Source organism: Phyllobacterium endophyticum (genome assembly GCF_003010935.1).
Taxonomy (GTDB): domain Bacteria; phylum Pseudomonadota; class Alphaproteobacteria; order Rhizobiales; family Rhizobiaceae; genus Phyllobacterium; species Phyllobacterium endophyticum.
In genome coordinates this window covers 173,883-189,692 of record NZ_PGGN01000003.1, presented here as the reverse complement: position 1 = coordinate 189,692, position 15,810 = coordinate 173,883, and the positions used below count along the sequence as shown (strand labels likewise).

General features: G+C 57.7%; 17 protein-coding genes and 2 pseudogenes. 7 read left to right on the top strand and 12 right to left on the bottom strand.

Features of this window, described 5'->3' with window-relative positions; genetic code table 11:
• Positions 1 to 52: 52 nt before the first annotated feature.
• The 10 genes from CU100_RS15090 to CU100_RS15045 all read right to left on the bottom strand — a co-directional run bounded on the left by CU100_RS15090 (position 53) and on the right by CU100_RS15045 (position 8,540).
• Positions 53 to 253, bottom strand: a complete 201-nt coding sequence (locus CU100_RS15090) for a hypothetical protein (RefSeq protein WP_146141854.1) — start codon at positions 251 to 253, stop codon at positions 53 to 55.
• A gap of 355 nt (positions 254 to 608) precedes the next feature.
• Positions 609 to 1,466 (bottom strand): phospholipase effector Tle1 domain-containing protein, encoded by an 858-nt coding sequence (locus CU100_RS26605; protein WP_170113852.1) that lies wholly within the window; start codon positions 1,464 to 1,466, stop codon positions 609 to 611.
• Positions 1,463 to 1,780, bottom strand: a complete 318-nt coding sequence (locus CU100_RS27680) for a T6SS phospholipase effector Tle1-like catalytic domain-containing protein (RefSeq protein WP_170113889.1) — start codon at positions 1,778 to 1,780, stop codon at positions 1,463 to 1,465. Before CU100_RS27680 ends, CU100_RS26605 begins: the two co-directional genes overlap by 4 nt.
• 149 nt (positions 1,781 to 1,929) lie before the next feature.
• Positions 1,930 to 2,925: a Gfo/Idh/MocA family protein gene (locus tag CU100_RS15075; RefSeq protein WP_106717431.1), complete on the bottom strand. Its 996-nt coding sequence runs from the start codon at positions 2,923 to 2,925 to the stop codon at positions 1,930 to 1,932.
• Positions 2,922 to 3,803, bottom strand: a complete 882-nt coding sequence (locus CU100_RS15070) for a sugar phosphate isomerase/epimerase family protein (protein WP_106717983.1) — start codon at positions 3,801 to 3,803, stop codon at positions 2,922 to 2,924. The genes CU100_RS15075 and CU100_RS15070 overlap by 4 nt, the downstream gene beginning before the upstream one ends.
• Before the next feature lie 29 nt (positions 3,804 to 3,832).
• On the bottom strand, positions 3,833 to 4,666 hold the full coding sequence (locus tag CU100_RS15065; protein WP_106717430.1) for a carbohydrate ABC transporter permease: 834 nt from the start codon (positions 4,664 to 4,666) through the stop codon (positions 3,833 to 3,835).
• Positions 4,663 to 5,586: a carbohydrate ABC transporter permease gene (locus CU100_RS15060; RefSeq protein WP_106717429.1), complete on the bottom strand. Its 924-nt coding sequence runs from the start codon at positions 5,584 to 5,586 to the stop codon at positions 4,663 to 4,665. The genes CU100_RS15065 and CU100_RS15060 overlap by 4 nt, the downstream gene beginning before the upstream one ends.
• A gap of 51 nt (positions 5,587 to 5,637) precedes the next feature.
• Complete coding sequence (locus CU100_RS15055) at positions 5,638 to 6,840, bottom strand: ABC transporter substrate-binding protein (protein ID WP_183635544.1); 1,203 nt, start codon at positions 6,838 to 6,840, stop codon at positions 5,638 to 5,640.
• Between the two features lie 27 nt (positions 6,841 to 6,867).
• Positions 6,868 to 7,848: an alpha/beta hydrolase gene (locus CU100_RS15050; protein WP_106717428.1), complete on the bottom strand. Its 981-nt coding sequence runs from the start codon at positions 7,846 to 7,848 to the stop codon at positions 6,868 to 6,870.
• Positions 7,845 to 8,540: a GntR family transcriptional regulator gene (locus tag CU100_RS15045; RefSeq protein WP_245419050.1), complete on the bottom strand. Its 696-nt coding sequence runs from the start codon at positions 8,538 to 8,540 to the stop codon at positions 7,845 to 7,847. The genes CU100_RS15050 and CU100_RS15045 overlap by 4 nt, the downstream gene beginning before the upstream one ends.
• Positions 8,541 to 8,639: 99 nt before the next feature.
• On the opposite strand from CU100_RS15045, the gene CU100_RS15040 reads away from it, so the two are divergent.
• On the top strand, positions 8,640 to 9,722 hold the full coding sequence (locus tag CU100_RS15040) for an ABC transporter ATP-binding protein (protein WP_106717427.1): 1,083 nt from the start codon (positions 8,640 to 8,642) through the stop codon (positions 9,720 to 9,722).
• Positions 9,723 to 10,045: 323 nt separating this feature from the next.
• On the opposite strand, the pseudogene CU100_RS27555 reads toward CU100_RS15040, so the two are convergent.
• Positions 10,046 to 10,320: pseudogene (locus tag CU100_RS27555) on the bottom strand (cold-shock protein).
• Here CU100_RS27555 and CU100_RS27675 point away from each other — a divergent pair.
• Positions 10,274 to 10,375, top strand: coding sequence for a winged helix-turn-helix transcriptional regulator (locus CU100_RS27675; protein WP_407070333.1), 102 nt, complete (start codon positions 10,274 to 10,276; stop codon positions 10,373 to 10,375). The pseudogene CU100_RS27555 and the gene CU100_RS27675 sit on opposite strands and share 47 nt — an antisense overlap.
• A 96-nt stretch (positions 10,376 to 10,471) precedes the next feature.
• On the opposite strand, the gene CU100_RS15030 is transcribed toward CU100_RS27675, so the two are convergent.
• The gene (locus CU100_RS15030) at positions 10,472 to 11,323 is read right to left on the bottom strand and encodes a LysR family transcriptional regulator (RefSeq protein WP_106717426.1); all 852 of its coding nucleotides are present in this window, start codon (positions 11,321 to 11,323) and stop codon (positions 10,472 to 10,474) included.
• A 469-nt stretch (positions 11,324 to 11,792) separates the two neighbouring features.
• Here CU100_RS15030 and CU100_RS26905 point away from each other — a divergent pair, with 469 nt between their 5' ends.
• The 5 genes and pseudogenes from CU100_RS26905 to CU100_RS27550 all read left to right on the top strand — a co-directional run bounded on the left by CU100_RS26905 (position 11,793) and on the right by CU100_RS27550 (position 15,751).
• Entirely contained in the window at positions 11,793 to 11,969 is a 177-nt protein-coding gene (locus tag CU100_RS26905) for a hypothetical protein (protein ID WP_170113850.1), read from the top strand.
• The gene (locus CU100_RS15020) at positions 11,947 to 12,825 is read left to right on the top strand and encodes a DMT family transporter (RefSeq protein WP_280951612.1); all 879 of its coding nucleotides are present in this window, start codon (positions 11,947 to 11,949) and stop codon (positions 12,823 to 12,825) included. Before CU100_RS26905 ends, CU100_RS15020 begins: the two co-directional genes overlap by 23 nt.
• Entirely contained in the window at positions 12,822 to 13,835 is a 1,014-nt protein-coding gene (locus CU100_RS15015; protein ID WP_106717423.1) for a zinc-binding alcohol dehydrogenase family protein, read from the top strand. The genes CU100_RS15020 and CU100_RS15015 overlap by 4 nt, the downstream gene beginning before the upstream one ends.
• Before the next feature lie 30 nt (positions 13,836 to 13,865).
• Complete coding sequence (locus CU100_RS15010; RefSeq protein ID WP_210204095.1) at positions 13,866 to 15,011, top strand: L-dopachrome tautomerase-related protein; 1,146 nt, start codon at positions 13,866 to 13,868, stop codon at positions 15,009 to 15,011.
• Positions 15,008 to 15,751, top strand: a pseudogene (locus tag CU100_RS27550) (glycine betaine ABC transporter substrate-binding protein). Before CU100_RS15010 ends, CU100_RS27550 begins: the two are co-directional and overlap by 4 nt.
• Positions 15,752 to 15,810 lie beyond the last annotated feature (59 nt).

The following is a 15,810-nucleotide window of genomic DNA, read 5'->3' as shown; positions in this document are numbered from 1 at the left end:
CCGATGTCGAAGCTAAAAAAATTTCGGATATGATGAAGATTTGCACGCAGTGTCACGCCGAAGACATTCCCATCGAAAGTTCAGAATCGACATAGGGGATCGTCGCAAAGTACCCCAAGCTCTGGTCTTGCGGGCCGATCGCCGAAAGGCCAAAGCTGTTGTGGCCCGCATCGAGGCGCAGCGCTGCCACGCAGGCAACGGCGAGGCGTTTTTGCTTTCGGTTGTACAGAAGAGACCCCATAGTCCCGCTCATGCTCGCCCACCCGTGAGAAACGTCTTGGCTACCCAATACCAAGCAATTGTTCAAAACTGCAACCACTGGTTGTCCGCACATAGGCCTGCAATGGAAGGATTCTTGTGCCGTTGCTCTAGAGCAACAGCGACGATGCGGTGGCGATGTCGGCTCCGATCCCAGGTGGCAGCCAACGTCGATCGACGGGGTCACATTATTCTTGTGCAGGGTACAAATCTGTCGCCGACACCACCGTCATCCGGACGGCGAACTGTCATTGTGCCGGCGCAGGAATCATGCCTTCGTCCAGCGGCCACTATCTTGCCCCCGTCCCCTATAAACGATCCATCGGCTCTCGGCTCCGAACTGGCGTCGCTCAGACGTACCATTGCCGGACGTTCTCATGCTCACGCAACGAAAGCGGCCGGTACGGCTTCATAACATCATGGTGGAGGACAGCGCGGGCCTCGAAGCGCCTTGCAACCGATTCATGCAGCGTTGCGGTCGGCACGATGTCCGTTAGCCTGACGCCCGCGCATCGCAATAGCCATGACTGACGTTCGTCGTGCTGCGGACCAGTCGGATCGGGATAAAGGTGCGTGTAGCGTGGGTCGAATTTCAGTCCTGTGCTGGCCGCCGCGTCCAGCATCCATTGCAGCGAGATATCCGATAGCCGAGCCTCGTTCTCCGGGTAGCTGCCGCCAATTGCCGGATGGTTACCGGCAAACCAGTACTGCTCGAACCAGTTGACCCCGCTCTCATCGGGCTGGTTGGCAACGCCTTCGGTTCCCCTGCCAACGCGCTGAAACGTCTTGCGATCCTCGTCAATGGAGACGGCGTGGCCGGCATATTTGACGCGCGGGCTGAGCCGGTTGTCGTAGAAGTTCATCACCATTTCGGTGAGCGTGAAGGTCTGCCAGAGCGGGTATCCCGGAAGAGCACCAGGCATTTTGAAATGCGTGCGTGCATACCAAACGCCAAAGAAAAGTACAGCCGCGCCGCCAAGAACGACCATCCACAGTCGCCATGAAAGGGGCCAGATCGACAGCAGGTACGCTAAGCCGGCGATCAGAAAGAGCCCGATGACCCCGAGTACAACGACCACGATGGGATTGGCCAGAGACGCCACGGTGTCGAACACGCCGATGAAATAGGGCGCCTCTGTTGGTTCGGTCTCGTCGCCGCTGCCGTGCTTCTTTCCGAGAACGTGAGGCGAGCAGCCTGCGCTGCTCAAGTAACTCTTTTTCGCGCGAACAGGCCTTGTCCGGATGGACCGATGCCGTGTGCTGGTAGACGTTCATCACGGCTTCCCTCGCGATCTTCTTGGAAGTCGTGATCACGGGACCCGGCATCTGCGTCGGGACGCCGCAAAAAGGCCAGTGCGCCACCCAAACACCGGACGGTATAGGCACCCCGGCTGAAGCCAAAAAGGAGGATGCGATCGCCCGGCTCCCACATTCGGATGATCGCCGCATAACAGTCGACAACATTGCCGGTGAGGCCGAGACCGGTGGCTTGACTGATGACGTTGTAGACGCGGCGGTACAGTCGGAGAAAGAAGTTCTCGCGGGTAGGGCTGTGCTGCTTTCATACAGCAGGAAACATGCGCTGTTGCGAGAGGCTTCCGTCGCATTGCTTTCTCCCGTCAATCAACAAATGTCTCCGCGTCTGATATCACTGCAGGCCGACGTTTGGTCTTATAAAACAAGCTCTCGCCGCAATATCTCCAGCCATTCCATGGCATTAACGCCATCATGAATTGTCGGGGCAGCAGTCGACGCACCGCCGAGGGCCGGAACCACATCGGTCAAGAGTGAGTAATAACCCTTCGGATCTTCGTTCGCCGCTGCCGTAAAATTTGGCTTCCATGTCAGAGTGTCGACATCGTCGGCGAGTGTCGCGTCAGGATCATCGATTTTGAAGGGCGGATTGCGGTTCCACCGCACCTCAATCACGTCATCCACCTCGATACGCTGGTGGTCACCCATCAACTCGATGCGTTCGACCGGCGTGCCCCGCGACTGGATCGTACCCATCGCGATATTTCCAATGGCGCCGCACTCGAACTCGAACCCGACGTGGAAAAGTACCCTGCCCGGCGTTTTTTCCACTTTTCGCGCTGAAATGGTTCGCACCGGCGACACGAAGAATGACACCAGATCCATATAGTGCACGCAGTGATGCAGGAAGAAGCCGGTATAATCGACATTGCCGGTAAAATATCCCGGCGCGGTCATGTAGTATCCGGTAAGGCCAAGCACCGGCCCAAACCGCCCCGACTTGATGATGTTGTGGGCAATCTTGTTACCGACCGAATACCGTTTCATGAAACCAACAAGCAACGGCTTCCCAGCGCGCTCCGACGCAGCACGAAGCTCGCGCGCGCCAGCCGCTGTTCCCGACGGGGGCTTTTCCATAAACACAGGCAGACCCCGATCGAGCGCAAGCTTGCCGAAATGCAGGTGATGATCCGGTCCCACGGCCATGCCGATGGCATCGATACCGGGCATACGGATCAACTCCTCGGCGTCGCTGGTCAGGCGCGCAACGCCAAACTGCCGGCCCGCATCGCCAAGACGCTTGCCATCGATATCGCACAGTGCGACGATTTCGACATCATGGCGGACCAATTGGGGAAGTAGCATCTGGGTCGCGTGAATGCCGCAACCAATCCAGCCGATTTTCAATGTCATCGCCGGTATCCCGTCAGTGTGAGATGGGATTTTATGAAGGCGGCGCTCGCCGCAAGGCGCTGGCTTTCGTCCTCATGCGGTGGGCGCCACTGCGCGAATGGAACGCCAAAACGATCATCATTGCGGCGGAAAGGCTCAAGCGATACCGGGCCTTTATAATGCACTTCGTGCAGCGCCCGACAAACTGCAACCCAGTCGGTCGAACCTGTGCCGGGGAAGCCGCGATGATTTTCGTTGGCCTGGAAATGCACTAGGTGCTCCCCGCCAAGCCGGATGGCCTCGGGGATCGACGCCTCCTCCATGTGCATGTGAAACGTGTCCAGCATCAATTTGACTGCCGGATGGTCCACTGCATCGAGCAGCTCCTTGGCCTGTTGTGTCGTGCACAACACATCGCTTTCGAAGCGATTGAGCGGTTCGACGGCGAGCAGAATACCGGCCTTTGCAGCGTGATCGCCCGCTTCCTTCAGTCCCGCGACACAGCGGTCCTTGCGCGCCAACCGCTCCCCTTCGGTTACCGGTACTGGCGCACGCCCGGCGAACACCAATGGGTTGCCGGTCAGAGGGCCGCCAACAACGGTCGCCCCGAGTTCCGCCGCGCAGTCAGCCGTATAGCGCAGGTAGTCTATGCCGGCGCGGTGGGCATCTTTCTCGTGCGATGAAAGGTTGCGCTGCAGATTGACGCGCGCGGCGAGGACGACGCCAAGTCCTGCATCGTCCAGAGCGCGCCGGGCTTCGGCAAGATCGATTTCGCCAGGCTCGGGCACCAGGAGTTCGACGAAGTCAAAGCCAAGCTCGCGCATTTTCTTGAAGAGATGGAAATGCTCGGCGATGAACGGCCTTGCATATTGCATGGAGATCAATCCGATGGGATTCATCATGGGTCCTTCTTTGATATTAACAAGAGTCATCCCTTCACTGCGCCCTGGGTGAGGCCGCCGATAAGCCGGCGCTGAACGAGAAGGAAAAGCAAAGTGGCGGGAAGCGCACCGACGACACCGCCGGCAGCGAGCAGACCCCATTCGATCTGGTATTCACCTATCAGCGTCTGGATCGCCACGGTAACGGGGCGAACGTTGCGGCCGCCAAGCGTCAGGGCGTAGAGATATTCGTTCCACGCGGTAATGAAGATATAGATGCCTGTCGAAATGATGCCGGGCATGGCCAGCGGCAGAACAACGCGGCGCAACGCTTGCAGCCGGGAACAGCCATCGATCATCGCCGCTTCGTCGAGACTGCGGGGAATAGCGCCGATGTAACTCCTCAGCATCCAGACCGCGAACGGAATGGCGACAGTCGAATTGGCAAGGATCAGCGCAAGATGCGTATCGAGAAGACCAACCTTCCGCATCAGGATAAAGAGCGGCAAGATCAGGAGCACGATCGGGAACATGTTGACGAGCAGAAACTGCAGCATGACCAGCTTGCGGCCAGGGAAGCGGAAACGCGACAGCGCGTAGGCCGCAGTGACCGAAACTGCAAGGCCGAGGACGACAGTACCCGCAGCAATGATCAGACTGTCCAGCATATTGCCGAGAAACGAGGTCTGTTCCAGCAGGCGGATATAATTGTCCATGCTCCACCCCGCCGGAGACAGGGATACGCCAGACGCAGATAATTGCGCGGTCGGTGTCAGGGACGTCAGGATCATCCAGACGAAAGGGCCCATGGCGAGCATTATGATGAAGCCGACAGGAATATCCGTCGTGAGAATCCGACGAAGCGTCGAGGGTTTGTTCATCGTTCTACCTCGCGCATGGTCCGGACGATATAGGCGGCCACGATGGCGCCAAGAAGGATCGTGAACGTAACGGCAATGGCGGTGCCATAGCCGAAATCGAGATTTTGCCGGGCCTTGATAAACGCATAGAGCGGCAATGTGTGCGTGGCATAACCCGGGCCGCCACCTGTCATGACGAAGATGACGTCCATGGAATTTGCCACCCAAATGATGCGCAGCAGACCTGCCGTCGCCAGCACCGGTGCGATCCCCGGAAGTGTAATATGGACGAACTGACGCCAGGTGCTGGCCCCGTCGATAGAGGCGGCTTCGTACTGGCTTTGGGGTATCCCCTGCAGACCGGCAAGGATCATCACCGCGAAAAACGGAAAGCCCTGCCAGGTCAAGGTTGCAATCACCGCATAGAGCGCGAGATTGGGATCGGCAAGCCAGGGCACGGTTGAATGAATGATCGACAGGTAAATTAGGATGTCATTGAGCACCCCGGTGGTTGGATCATAAATCCAGCGCCACATCAACGCTATGACAACGCTCGGCAAGGCCCACGGAATTATGACGAGAGCACGTGCCAGACCGCGCCATGGGAACTCGCGATTGAGCAGGAGCGCGGCGACCAGGCCAAGCCCCATCTGCAACGGCACCGTCAAGCCGATCCATATGGCCGTATGGCCGAGTGAAGTCCAGAATACCGGGTCATGCAAGAGCTTGATGTAGTTGCCGAAGCCCACGAACCGGCCGGCGTTGGGCTTCCACAGGACCAGGTCGTAAAAGCTGGTGACGAGCGCTTGAACCATCGGGAAGAAAACGATGAACACTGTCACGAGCACTGCCGGCGCCAGCAGGGCGTACGGCATCAGCCGGCTGCGCAGCGGACGAACCTGCGTGAGATCGTGAGGTGCTGATGGTGCAAGCGTTGACATGGACAATCTTACTTTCCAGGGTGTCGACCAGTATTCGGAAACCCCTCCCCGCTACTGCGCGAAGAGGCTTTCAAGCTGCTGCATCATCTGTTGCGAGGTGATTTGGCCGGTGAGCGCTTGCTGCATCGACGTTTGCCACGCAGTATTGACGAACTCCGCTGTCGCGGTGCTTTGCGGCAGCACGTGAGCAAACGGCAGAGACTGGACCGTGGCGTCAACGAAACGGCGTTCATGCAGGGTCCAATGCTCAGAACCGCTCTTGGTTACAGTCATCTGGCCCGTCGCCTTGTTGAAGGCTACGTTGTTTTCACCCTCGGCAAGAAAGGATATCCACTTCCAGGCAGCATCTTTAACCTGTGACGACGAGAAAATCGCCAGGGATTCATCGCCATAGGAGGTCCATTGCTTGCCGCCGCATTTGGGGGCGGGAACAGCGGAAACCTTGTCTCCCAACGCTTTGACCAAATCATTGGATGAGCCAATATGATGAATGGTCATGGCCGTCTTGCCAGCCTTGAACGCTGCGACGATTTCCTGGAAGCCGTCATTCGGAGCCGATGGCGGGATAACCTTGTCTTTCTGGAACAGATCGATCACCCACTGATTGGCCGCGACAGCTTCAGGGTTGGTAAGACCGCCCGGCTTGAGTTCCGCGCCTTGCGAAAAGACGAATGTTCCCCACTGATCCCAACCGCCCTTGCCGCCGCGCAGGCCAAAACCATATGTGTCAGGCGCTTTGGTCAATTTCTGCGCTGCCGTGCGGAAGTCTTCGCATGTCACCGGAGGATTGAGGCCAGCCTCCTTGAATAGATCGGCGCGATAATAAAGATAGAGCACGACGTACTGGATCGGCAGGTAATACTGTTGCCCATCCGGTCCCTTGTTCAATTCCAGCAGATTGTCGAGAAGATCAGCTTTGCCTGGCCAAGCGTTGATGCGGTCGCCAATCGGCTCCAGCGCGCCCATTTCGGCCAGTCGCGGCTGCGCAAAAAGCTTGACCATCCCGGCGTCCGGCGCATTGCCGCCAACCAGGGAGGTATACAGATTGTCGTAGTAGCTGTTCCACGGAACATTTTCCGCTTCAATTTTGATATCGGGGTTTTTCGCCTCGAACTTCGCCACGAGATCCGACATCGGATTTTCCGGATTGTCGAAATGATACCAGAACCGCACCGTTTCGGCCGCATTGGCGGCGCTCACCGCCAGACCGGCCATGAATGCGCAACTGATACCCAGTTTCTTGAGAATGCTCATTGTTTCCTCCACCTTTGTTATGGGTCGTCAACTGCCGCGGATCATTCCTCGAGCAGCCTCCCCGGCCGCCAAAAGCGCCTCCCGCGCAGCAGCCAGTTCATTCGTGTTTTGCAGAAATCCATGCGTTACCCCCGGCACAACAGTGAGGGGATCGTTGCGGCCAACAGCCTTCAGCCTGTCAGCGAACAAAAGCGTGTCGGACAAGAGGGGATCGACGCCAGCGGCCAGGAGATAGAGCGGCGGCAATACGCGCAACACATCGTCATCGGCGTGTAGCGGCGCCGCCAACGAATTGCGGCGGGCATCCTCATCCGCGCAGTACCAGTTCCAGTATCGCTGCATCTTGCCACGCGTCAGACCGGGCCCCTCGGCAAACTGCACATAGGACTCCGTAGTGAAGTCGGCATCAAACGCGCCGTAGAACAGAAGCATGCCTGACGGCAGTGAACGTCGATCTTTCTCTTCGTGCAGGACGGCTGCAAGCGCGAGATTGGCCCCCGCTGAATCTCCTGCGATGATTAGCGGTCCCGCAGATATGCCTGCTTCTGCAGTCGCTGCGAATGCGGCACGCAGGCAGGCGACAACGTCGTGTAGGCCCGCTGGAAATGGATGTTCCGGGGCAAGTCGATAATCGGGAACAAGCACGGGCAGCCCGGTTTCGTTGGCGAGAACCCGGGCACAACGCTCATGCGTTTCAGGACTGCAGAACGCGAACCCTCCGCCGTGAACGAAAAGTACCGCACCGATGCCCGCATCATGCGGCACAAGTACCCGCATGCGGCAATCCTGGGAACCAAGTTCTGTGTTGGCAGCAACGATGACGTCCCGCGTCCGAACAAGCGGCGGCAGGTTTACATTGTTGCGCTGGTTTGAACGTTCGGATTGCGCCCTGCCTTCTTCCGGTGGCAGCAAAGTGGGATCAGGCAGCGGCCCCAACTCCTCTTCGACGCGCAGCAACAAAGCGCGCATTTCTGCCGAAAGTTCATTGGAAAAACCCGCCGCGTTCATTGATCAGCGTCCGGAAACACCGTCGGCCCGAAGTCGACAATCGTCGCGATATGATGATGCAGGGCTTGCATTGCCGCGGCCACATCGCCCTGCTCTATCGTTTCAACTATGACGCGGTGGCGTAGTGCTGTCGCCATCAGATCGCGGGAACCGATACTTCTTGATATTTTGAAGCGATGGTTGTGAACGAGACACCGGTGCAAGATCGGATCGAGCGCCGGCAGGTCCGCGTCGCGAAAAATCCGCCGATGGAAATCCCGGTCGAGCGCCGCGAGCTGGAGTTCGTCGCCGCTATTTGCAGACTCTGCCATATCGTCCGCAAGTTCCTGAAGATCGGAAACGAGAGTCCGGCTCTTGTGGCGCAGCGCGCGAACGATGCCATTACATTCGATCTGTTGGCGCACGCGAAACATTTCGACGGCTTCATCGACCGTGCAGGCAGATACCTGCGTGCCCCGGTGGCCCTGACGTCGCACCAATCCTTCTTCCTGCAACTGCAGAAGGGCTTCCCGAATGGTACCCTGACTGCACTGGAACCGCGCCGCCAGATCAAGCTCTGTCAATGGCTCGCCGGCGCGCAACTCTCCCAGCATGATATCCCGCTTCAATTGATCGAACGCCACGGCCGCCTTTGCCGCAAGCGGACTATAGGAGGAGCGATTTGATCGGCGAGCGATGGTGTCGTCGGGCACTGCAAGCTCTCCTCTTGGTTTGCAGATGACGCTGATATCATTATTGATATTGATATCGATAATTAGAGTCAATAACATATCGGCCGGAGGAATAATCAAATGACCGCGATCAGTCTGAAGCAGATCCGAAAACTCTACGGCACGGTTCCCGTAATCCACGGGGTAAATATCGATGTCGCGAGCGGCGAGTTTCTCGTTCTTGTTGGTCCGTCCGGGTGCGGGAAATCCACCCTGCTTCGAATGATCGCCGGGCTGGAGGAAATCAGCGCGGGTGAATTGAGGATTGGCGACAAGGTCGTCAATGCCCTGCCACCGTCCGATCGCGACATTGCCATGGTCTTTCAGGACTATGCGCTCTACCCCCATATGAGCGTTGAAGAAAACATGGCGTTTGGCCTGAAAATGCGCGGCGAGACGATCAATGAAATTGACACGCGCGTGACAGGCGCGGCCGATATCCTCAAGCTTCAGGATTATCTTGGGCGTCGGCCGGCACAACTTTCGGGCGGCCAGCGCCAGCGAGTTGCAATGGGCCGCGCCATTGTCCGCCGACCAAAAGCATTCCTGTTCGATGAACCGCTGTCAAATCTCGACGCCGCACTTCGCGTCGAGATGCGGCTTGAAATTGCCAAGCTGCATCGCCGCATGCGGGCGACGACCGTCTACGTCACGCACGATCAAGTGGAGGCTATGACGCTCGCTGACCGGATTGTCGTTATGAACGCAGGCAACGTCGAACAGATCGGGCATCCGCTTGACCTTTACCGCAAGCCGGCAAGTCTCTTCGTGGCACGCTTCATCGGCAGTCCGACCATGAATACCTTCCGGGTGAACGTTCTCCATTCCACTGCGAACAATCTCGTCCTGCAATTGCCGGCAGGCAACGTCGCTATAGGACCTGGAGACGGACCGCACGTGTCAGCAAAGGAAATTACCTTCGGCGTCCGTCCGGAAGACCTGACCGTCTGCGACGCCAGCGAGAGCTGGTTCACCGGCGAATTGGCGGTGGTCGAACGCCTTGGCAGCCAGACCTTCGGTTACCTCGATGCTGGCACAGACAAGCTCGTCACCGTCGAATTCCCAAGAGCAACAGAAGTTCAGGTCGGCGATCGGATTTCGGTCCGGGGGGAAGCTCGAAACATCCATCTTTTCGATGGCCAGAAGGGACAACGGGTCAATTGAATGAACCCACAAAGGCCGGGGGCGAACCTTGCAGTCCTTTATAGGCCAACCAGACTTCACCGGCCCCCGACATTTATAGGATATCAATCAAAAACGCGACCGGACCTGAACCACAGCGACCCTAGGGTGATGTGGTTCAGTCCCGTAGCGGCAGCGCCATGTCTGTCGATGTCGAAGTCGGGTATGGAAATGCTGATCATCGTGCTGTCTATCGCGCTGCCATGACGGTCGCATCGGTGCTGCGATCGACTCCGAAATCGTTCGGAAGACCCAAGGGAAATAGTCGGGATCGTGCAAGACGCCCCCACGCAGGAGCATAGCCATCACGTGGGACAGGTGCTCTTGCCCCTCAGGATTCTTTGCCGAGTCCTGTCTCCGATCACCCTCAACTGATCAGCTGATCTCTTGTCCTGCACGACCTCATCACCAATCTTCTGACCTCATTGAGGCTGGGAAATCCTGCACGCTCAACCGCAGAGATATGGACAAACACGTTTGTGCCCCCGTCGTCAGGCTGAATAAAGCCAAAGCCTTTTGTCGAATTGCACCACTTGACGTATCGCTTGTCAAAACAAGGCCAAAGTCTTGAACCGGTTATCCGCTCATTGAAGGCATGGGACGACGCTCATCTCGATACCGCGGCAAGCGGCTGAAGCAGTCGGTCGCAATCGCGACGATATTTGCTCGGTGTCTGGATCTTCAATAGACGAACGCCAATGGCAATCACCAACGTGGGTGTTGCAGGCAAGTCAGTTGGCGAGCCTTTCGACGACAAGGGCAAGAAGAGCACGTAATCGCGAAAGCCTGCGCATATCGCGATGGTAACCGACAAAGGTATCGCGGCCGGGAGGCGAATCATCCATTCTTACCGCGGTGATCCCGGGCAAACGATCCGCAAGCGGCCGCGGTAGTACGGCAAGTCCTGCGCCCTGCCGGCACAACTCGGCCTGCACTTCTCGGCTGTTACTGCGCAAGACGATTTCCGCTGCCGGCAGCTTCTCTTTCAGCCATATCGCGTCGGGCATTTCTGCAAACGCCGTATCCATCGTGATGACGCGCAGACCTGCGCCGTCGCAGCCCAGATCGATGTCCGTGCCTTCTGCCGCGTAAAGCGCATAAGGTATTCGAAGCAGCCGACGAGAGATGATCTCAGGCTCTTCGAATGGTGTGATCCTGAATACAAGATCCGCTTCCCGCCGCGGCAGGCTGTAAAGCCGCGAATCGGTGAGGAGTTCGACGCAGTCCCTTGGATGGTTGCGTCCGAACTCCGCAAGTACCGGCGCGAGCATATAGGTGCCGAACCAGTCGGAGGACGACAGCCTCAGAAGACCTTCCAGCTGGACCTGGCCTCCGGCGAGTTGCCGTTCCACAGCAAGCGCTTCTTCTTCCATTCGTTCGGCATGTCCAAGGACGGCCGTGCCTTCGTCTGTCAGAACGAAGCCGTCGGCAGTGCGCTGGAACAAAGTCTGTCCAAGCGCCGATTCCAAAGCGCGCAATCGCCGTCCCATGGTCGGCTGCGTCTGCCCCATACGCTTCGCCGCGCCTCCGAGTGTCCCCGTACGCGCGATCGCCAGGAATATTCGAAGGTCACTCCACTCCATCATTCCACCCAATAACAGCGACTGCAAGGCAATGACAGGCCCATAGCATGACCGTGGAACTCGTCGAAGAGCTAGATCGCTACCCTGAATCCGTTCGCAGCGCCATCTAGTAAGCGCATGATATCGTGCTGCCATTCCCCGACAAATGATGACACGGTAGATTTTCTGCAGATCGTCGCTATCGGCGCGGATTCGCTCGCCCGCAGCGACGCAAGCCCGTGGGCGCGCCATCCGAGCGTTTGCGACATGGCCGAAACGGTGAACGGCGCAAAGCGCTATCCAAGCCTTGAGCAAACCTCATCGAGCTCCAGGCGGCTATACATCACGCTCCGCCGGCGACTGCCGGGCGTGGACTCATAGAGGTCGAAGACTGTCTATTCGATTTTCCAATTCAACCTACGAGAATTATGCGTTTGCCCGATGGACGTGTCATCGCCATTATCGGGTTAACAAACCGATGGAGACCGACATGAAAGCGCTCGTTCTGAAGGAACACGGCGGGATCGAGAATTTCGAGATTGCGGATCTTCAGATCCCGAAACCCCGTCCCAGCGAAGTACTCGTTCGTATAGCCTCGGCATCGTTGAACCAGATCGACACCAAGATTCGCGGCGGGCTTCTTATTGGGCCGGACTTACCAGCTTAACTGGGCTGCGATTTCGCCGGGACGGTCGAAGCCGTCCACCGCTTCAACAGGCGCGGCGTGTATTTTCGCAGTGCAGATGTTTCGCGGCGGCATCCGTTTACCCAAGCGTGACGATCTGCCCTTCATCGCGACGATCGGCATTCTTCAGATGATGGTGTTCACGGTGTTGGGAGCAGTCGCTATGACCCACCTTCCGGCAGGACGTTCGGCGATCCTGAGTTACACGACACTTCTCTGGGTTACGCCTGCATCTATTTTCTTCTTCCATGAGCGAGTCCCGGCATTGCGTATTGGCGGGATCGCCTTGGCGGCTTTAGGCGTGGCGATCCTGGTGAACCCTTTCGCCATCGATTGGACCGATGCAGGCGTCGTCAATGCCAACGTCATGCTGCTCGCAGCATCGCTGTGTTGGGCGGGCTGTATCCTGCACCTGCGCTACTTCAAGGCGGCCTCGTCAGCTATCGCTCTGGCGCCATGGCAGTTGCTGGTGGCCACCGGCTTGCTTGTACCGATCGCATTCATTTTTGAAGGGCCTTTTACAGGTGACGGTTCCACAACCTTCATTGCGACGACACTTTTTATCGGCCCGGTCGCCACGGCGTTTTGTTTCGCAGCGGTCAACGCCGCAAGCACGTGGCTGCCAGCCACGACCATGTCCACCGCAATGCTTGGTGTCCCGGTCACTGGTGTGGCGCTGTCTCTCGCCTTGTTGGGTGAAAGCATGACGTTGCCGCTTGCGGCCGGATCGATTGCCATTCTCGCAGGGATCGCAGTCAACGCGATATCCCCAAGACACAAGCCAAATAGCTATCCAATTAAACCATCTCAAAATTCAACTGAAGGAGACACACAATGAAAGCCGTCGGATATTACAAGAACCTGCCCGTCACCGATCTCCAGTCCCTGATCGACATCGAGATTGGCAAACCGACGCCTGGTCCACATGACCTTCTTGTCAAGGTTCAGGCCATTTCGGTCAATCCGGCCGACGTCAAGCTGCGCGCCGGTTCCCCCCCGTCCGAAGGACAGGCACGTATCCTGGGGTATGACGCTGTCGGCACCGTCGAAGCCGTCGGAGCGAACGTTGGCTTGTTTCGACCCGGCGACGAGGTTTTCTATGCTGGGGCGATCAACCGCCCGGGCACCTACGCCGAATACCATACTGTTGACGAGCGGGTGGTCGGCCTGAAGCCGAAAACAATCAGTGCCGAACAGGCGGCAGCTCTTCCTCTGACTTCACTCACCGCATGGGAACTCTTATTCGACCGGTTGGGCGTTCCCTACGGTCGCAAGGATCGCAACGAAGCCATTCTCATCGTCAATGGAGCCGGCGGTGTCGGTTCGGTCCTGACGCAGATCGCTCGCCGTCTGACTGGTCTTACCGTGATCGCCACAGCATCGCGTCCTGAAACGATCGCTTGGACCAAGGAAATGGGCGCACATCACGTCATCGACCACCATATGCCCCTCGACCAGGGCTTGAAGGAAATCGGCATTCCCCACGTGCGGTATGTCGCGGGTCTTACTGCGACCGACAAGCACCAGAAGGCGATTATCGAAGCTCTAAAGCCTCATGGTGCGCTCGCCATGATCGACGACCCGGAAACGTTCGATATTGTGCCGTTCAAGCGCAAAAGCCTGTCAGTGCATTGGGAGCTGATGTTCACGCCGACGCTGTACGCCACGCCCGACATCACGGAGCAACACCGCATCCTGACCGAGATCGCGGCTCTCGTTGATAGTGGCGTCATCCAATCGACACTTCAGGAGAATTACGGCACGATCAATGCCGAGAACCTGAAGCGAGCGCATGCAACGCTCGAAAGCGGTCGCGGCGTGGGGAAAATCGTCCTCAGCGGTTTTTAACTCGCCACCTGGATCAGGAAGGAGAATGAAATGTTCAGATATATGATGACCTCTGCCCTCACAGCCGCCGCGTTGTACTCGAGCGCTGGCCTTGGCTTTACTGCGGAAAACACGATCGGCAAGATCGAGACGGTCGCCACTTTCAATGACGCTATGCCGACCGGCGTGTCTGTATCCGGCGACGGTCGCATCTTTGTCAACTATCCGCGCTGGGGCGATGACGTCCCGTTTACCGTAGCGGAGATCGTCGATGGGAAAGCAGTCCCTTACCCAAATGCCGAGATCAACAAGGCCGACCCATCCAAACCTGCCGAAAGCTTTCTCAGCGTCCAGAGCGTCGTGGTGGATCCGGCAAACCGTCTGTGGATCCTGGATACTGCCGCTCCGGGCTTCCAGGCGCCGATAGCCGGCGGTGCAAAGATGGTCGCCATCGATCTTGCGACCAACCAGATCGTCAAAACCATCGTCTTTCCGGCCGATGTCATCCTGCCGAGTACCTACGTCAACGACGTTCGCTTCGATTTGCGTCAGGGCAAGGAAGGAGTGGCCTATCTCACCGATTCCTCAATTACAGGTCCCGGGGGATTGATCGTGGTGGACATTGCAAGCGGCAAGGCCTTTCGCCGGCTGACCGGCGACAAGACGACTTCGCCAGACCCAACGTTCATTCCCGCTATAGACGGGCAGAAGCTGCTTAACCGGCCAAAGGGCGGCAAGCCTACACCCTTCAACGTTGCCAGTGACGGCATCGCTTTGTCCGCGGACGGCGAGACTCTCTATTACTCGCCGCTATCGAGCCGGCATCTCTATTCTGTTCCGGCGGCAGCACTGAGGGAGCTGTCGATCAGCGACTCCGACCTCGCAAAGCAAAGCAAGGACTGGGGTCTCAAAGGGGCCTCGGACGGGCTTGAGGCTGATGACAAAGGCCGCATCTACGGTGGGGATTATGAGAACCACCGGGTGCGAATGCTGGAAAACGGCAAGTGGAAAACCATAGCCCAGAATACGGAAATCCAGTGGCCGGATACCTTTTCTACCGGCAGCGACGGATATCTTTATTTTACTGTGAACCAGCTCGATCGGCAACCAGGCTTTCATGAGGGCAAGGGCCTGCGCAAGAAACCGTACAAGCTGCTGCGCATCAGGATCGATGCAGGCCCGGTCTTGCTGAAATAAAGGAAACAGATCATGTCCCGTGTAATTCGCGTTGGCCATATCGTTTCACGATGCAAGCGCTAGTGGAGGGCGTGCTTCAGCGGCACGGCCTCCAGGTCGAACGTTCCGCCGCACCGCATGAGGAGATGTTCAAGCGCCTTGGACGGGGCGAGGTTGACATGCTCGTCTCGGCCTGGTTGCCATGGAGCCATCAGATCTATCTCGACCCCATTGCTGACGACGTTCGAAAACTTACTGTGCTTTACTCGCCATTCTGCATCTGGGGAGTTCCGGACTTTGTGCCTGTTGATGCGGTGGCAAGCGTCACGGACCTTGTCAGGGAGCCGGTCCTCTCCCGCATGGAAAGATTTGATCCAGGGCATTAATCCGGGAGCTGGTATCAGCCGCTTCTCGCAGGAGATGATCTCCCGCTATGGCCTTGGCAGAGCCGGCTATCACTTCGAAACCGGGACAGAGGCAGACTGCTTCGACAGGTTCGAAGCAGCTTACGGGGAGAACGATGGGTCGTTATTCCACTCTGGCATCCGCAGTATCTGCACAACCGATATAAAATTCGTGCGTGTGATGAGCCGCTTGGATTGCTGGGCACCCGCGACGAGGCGACGCTGCTCGTGCGCAAGGATGCGGAAGCGCTTGTCAGACCTGACGCGCTTGCCGAGCTTTCCAAGCTACACATCGGGAATGATAAAGTAAGTGCGCTCGACGACGAGCTTCGTATGGCGAACCTTGTCAGGTCATGACACGTTGCTTTGACATTACCACCCGCTACAATACCGCTGATCAAGGAAAGGATCAGCGG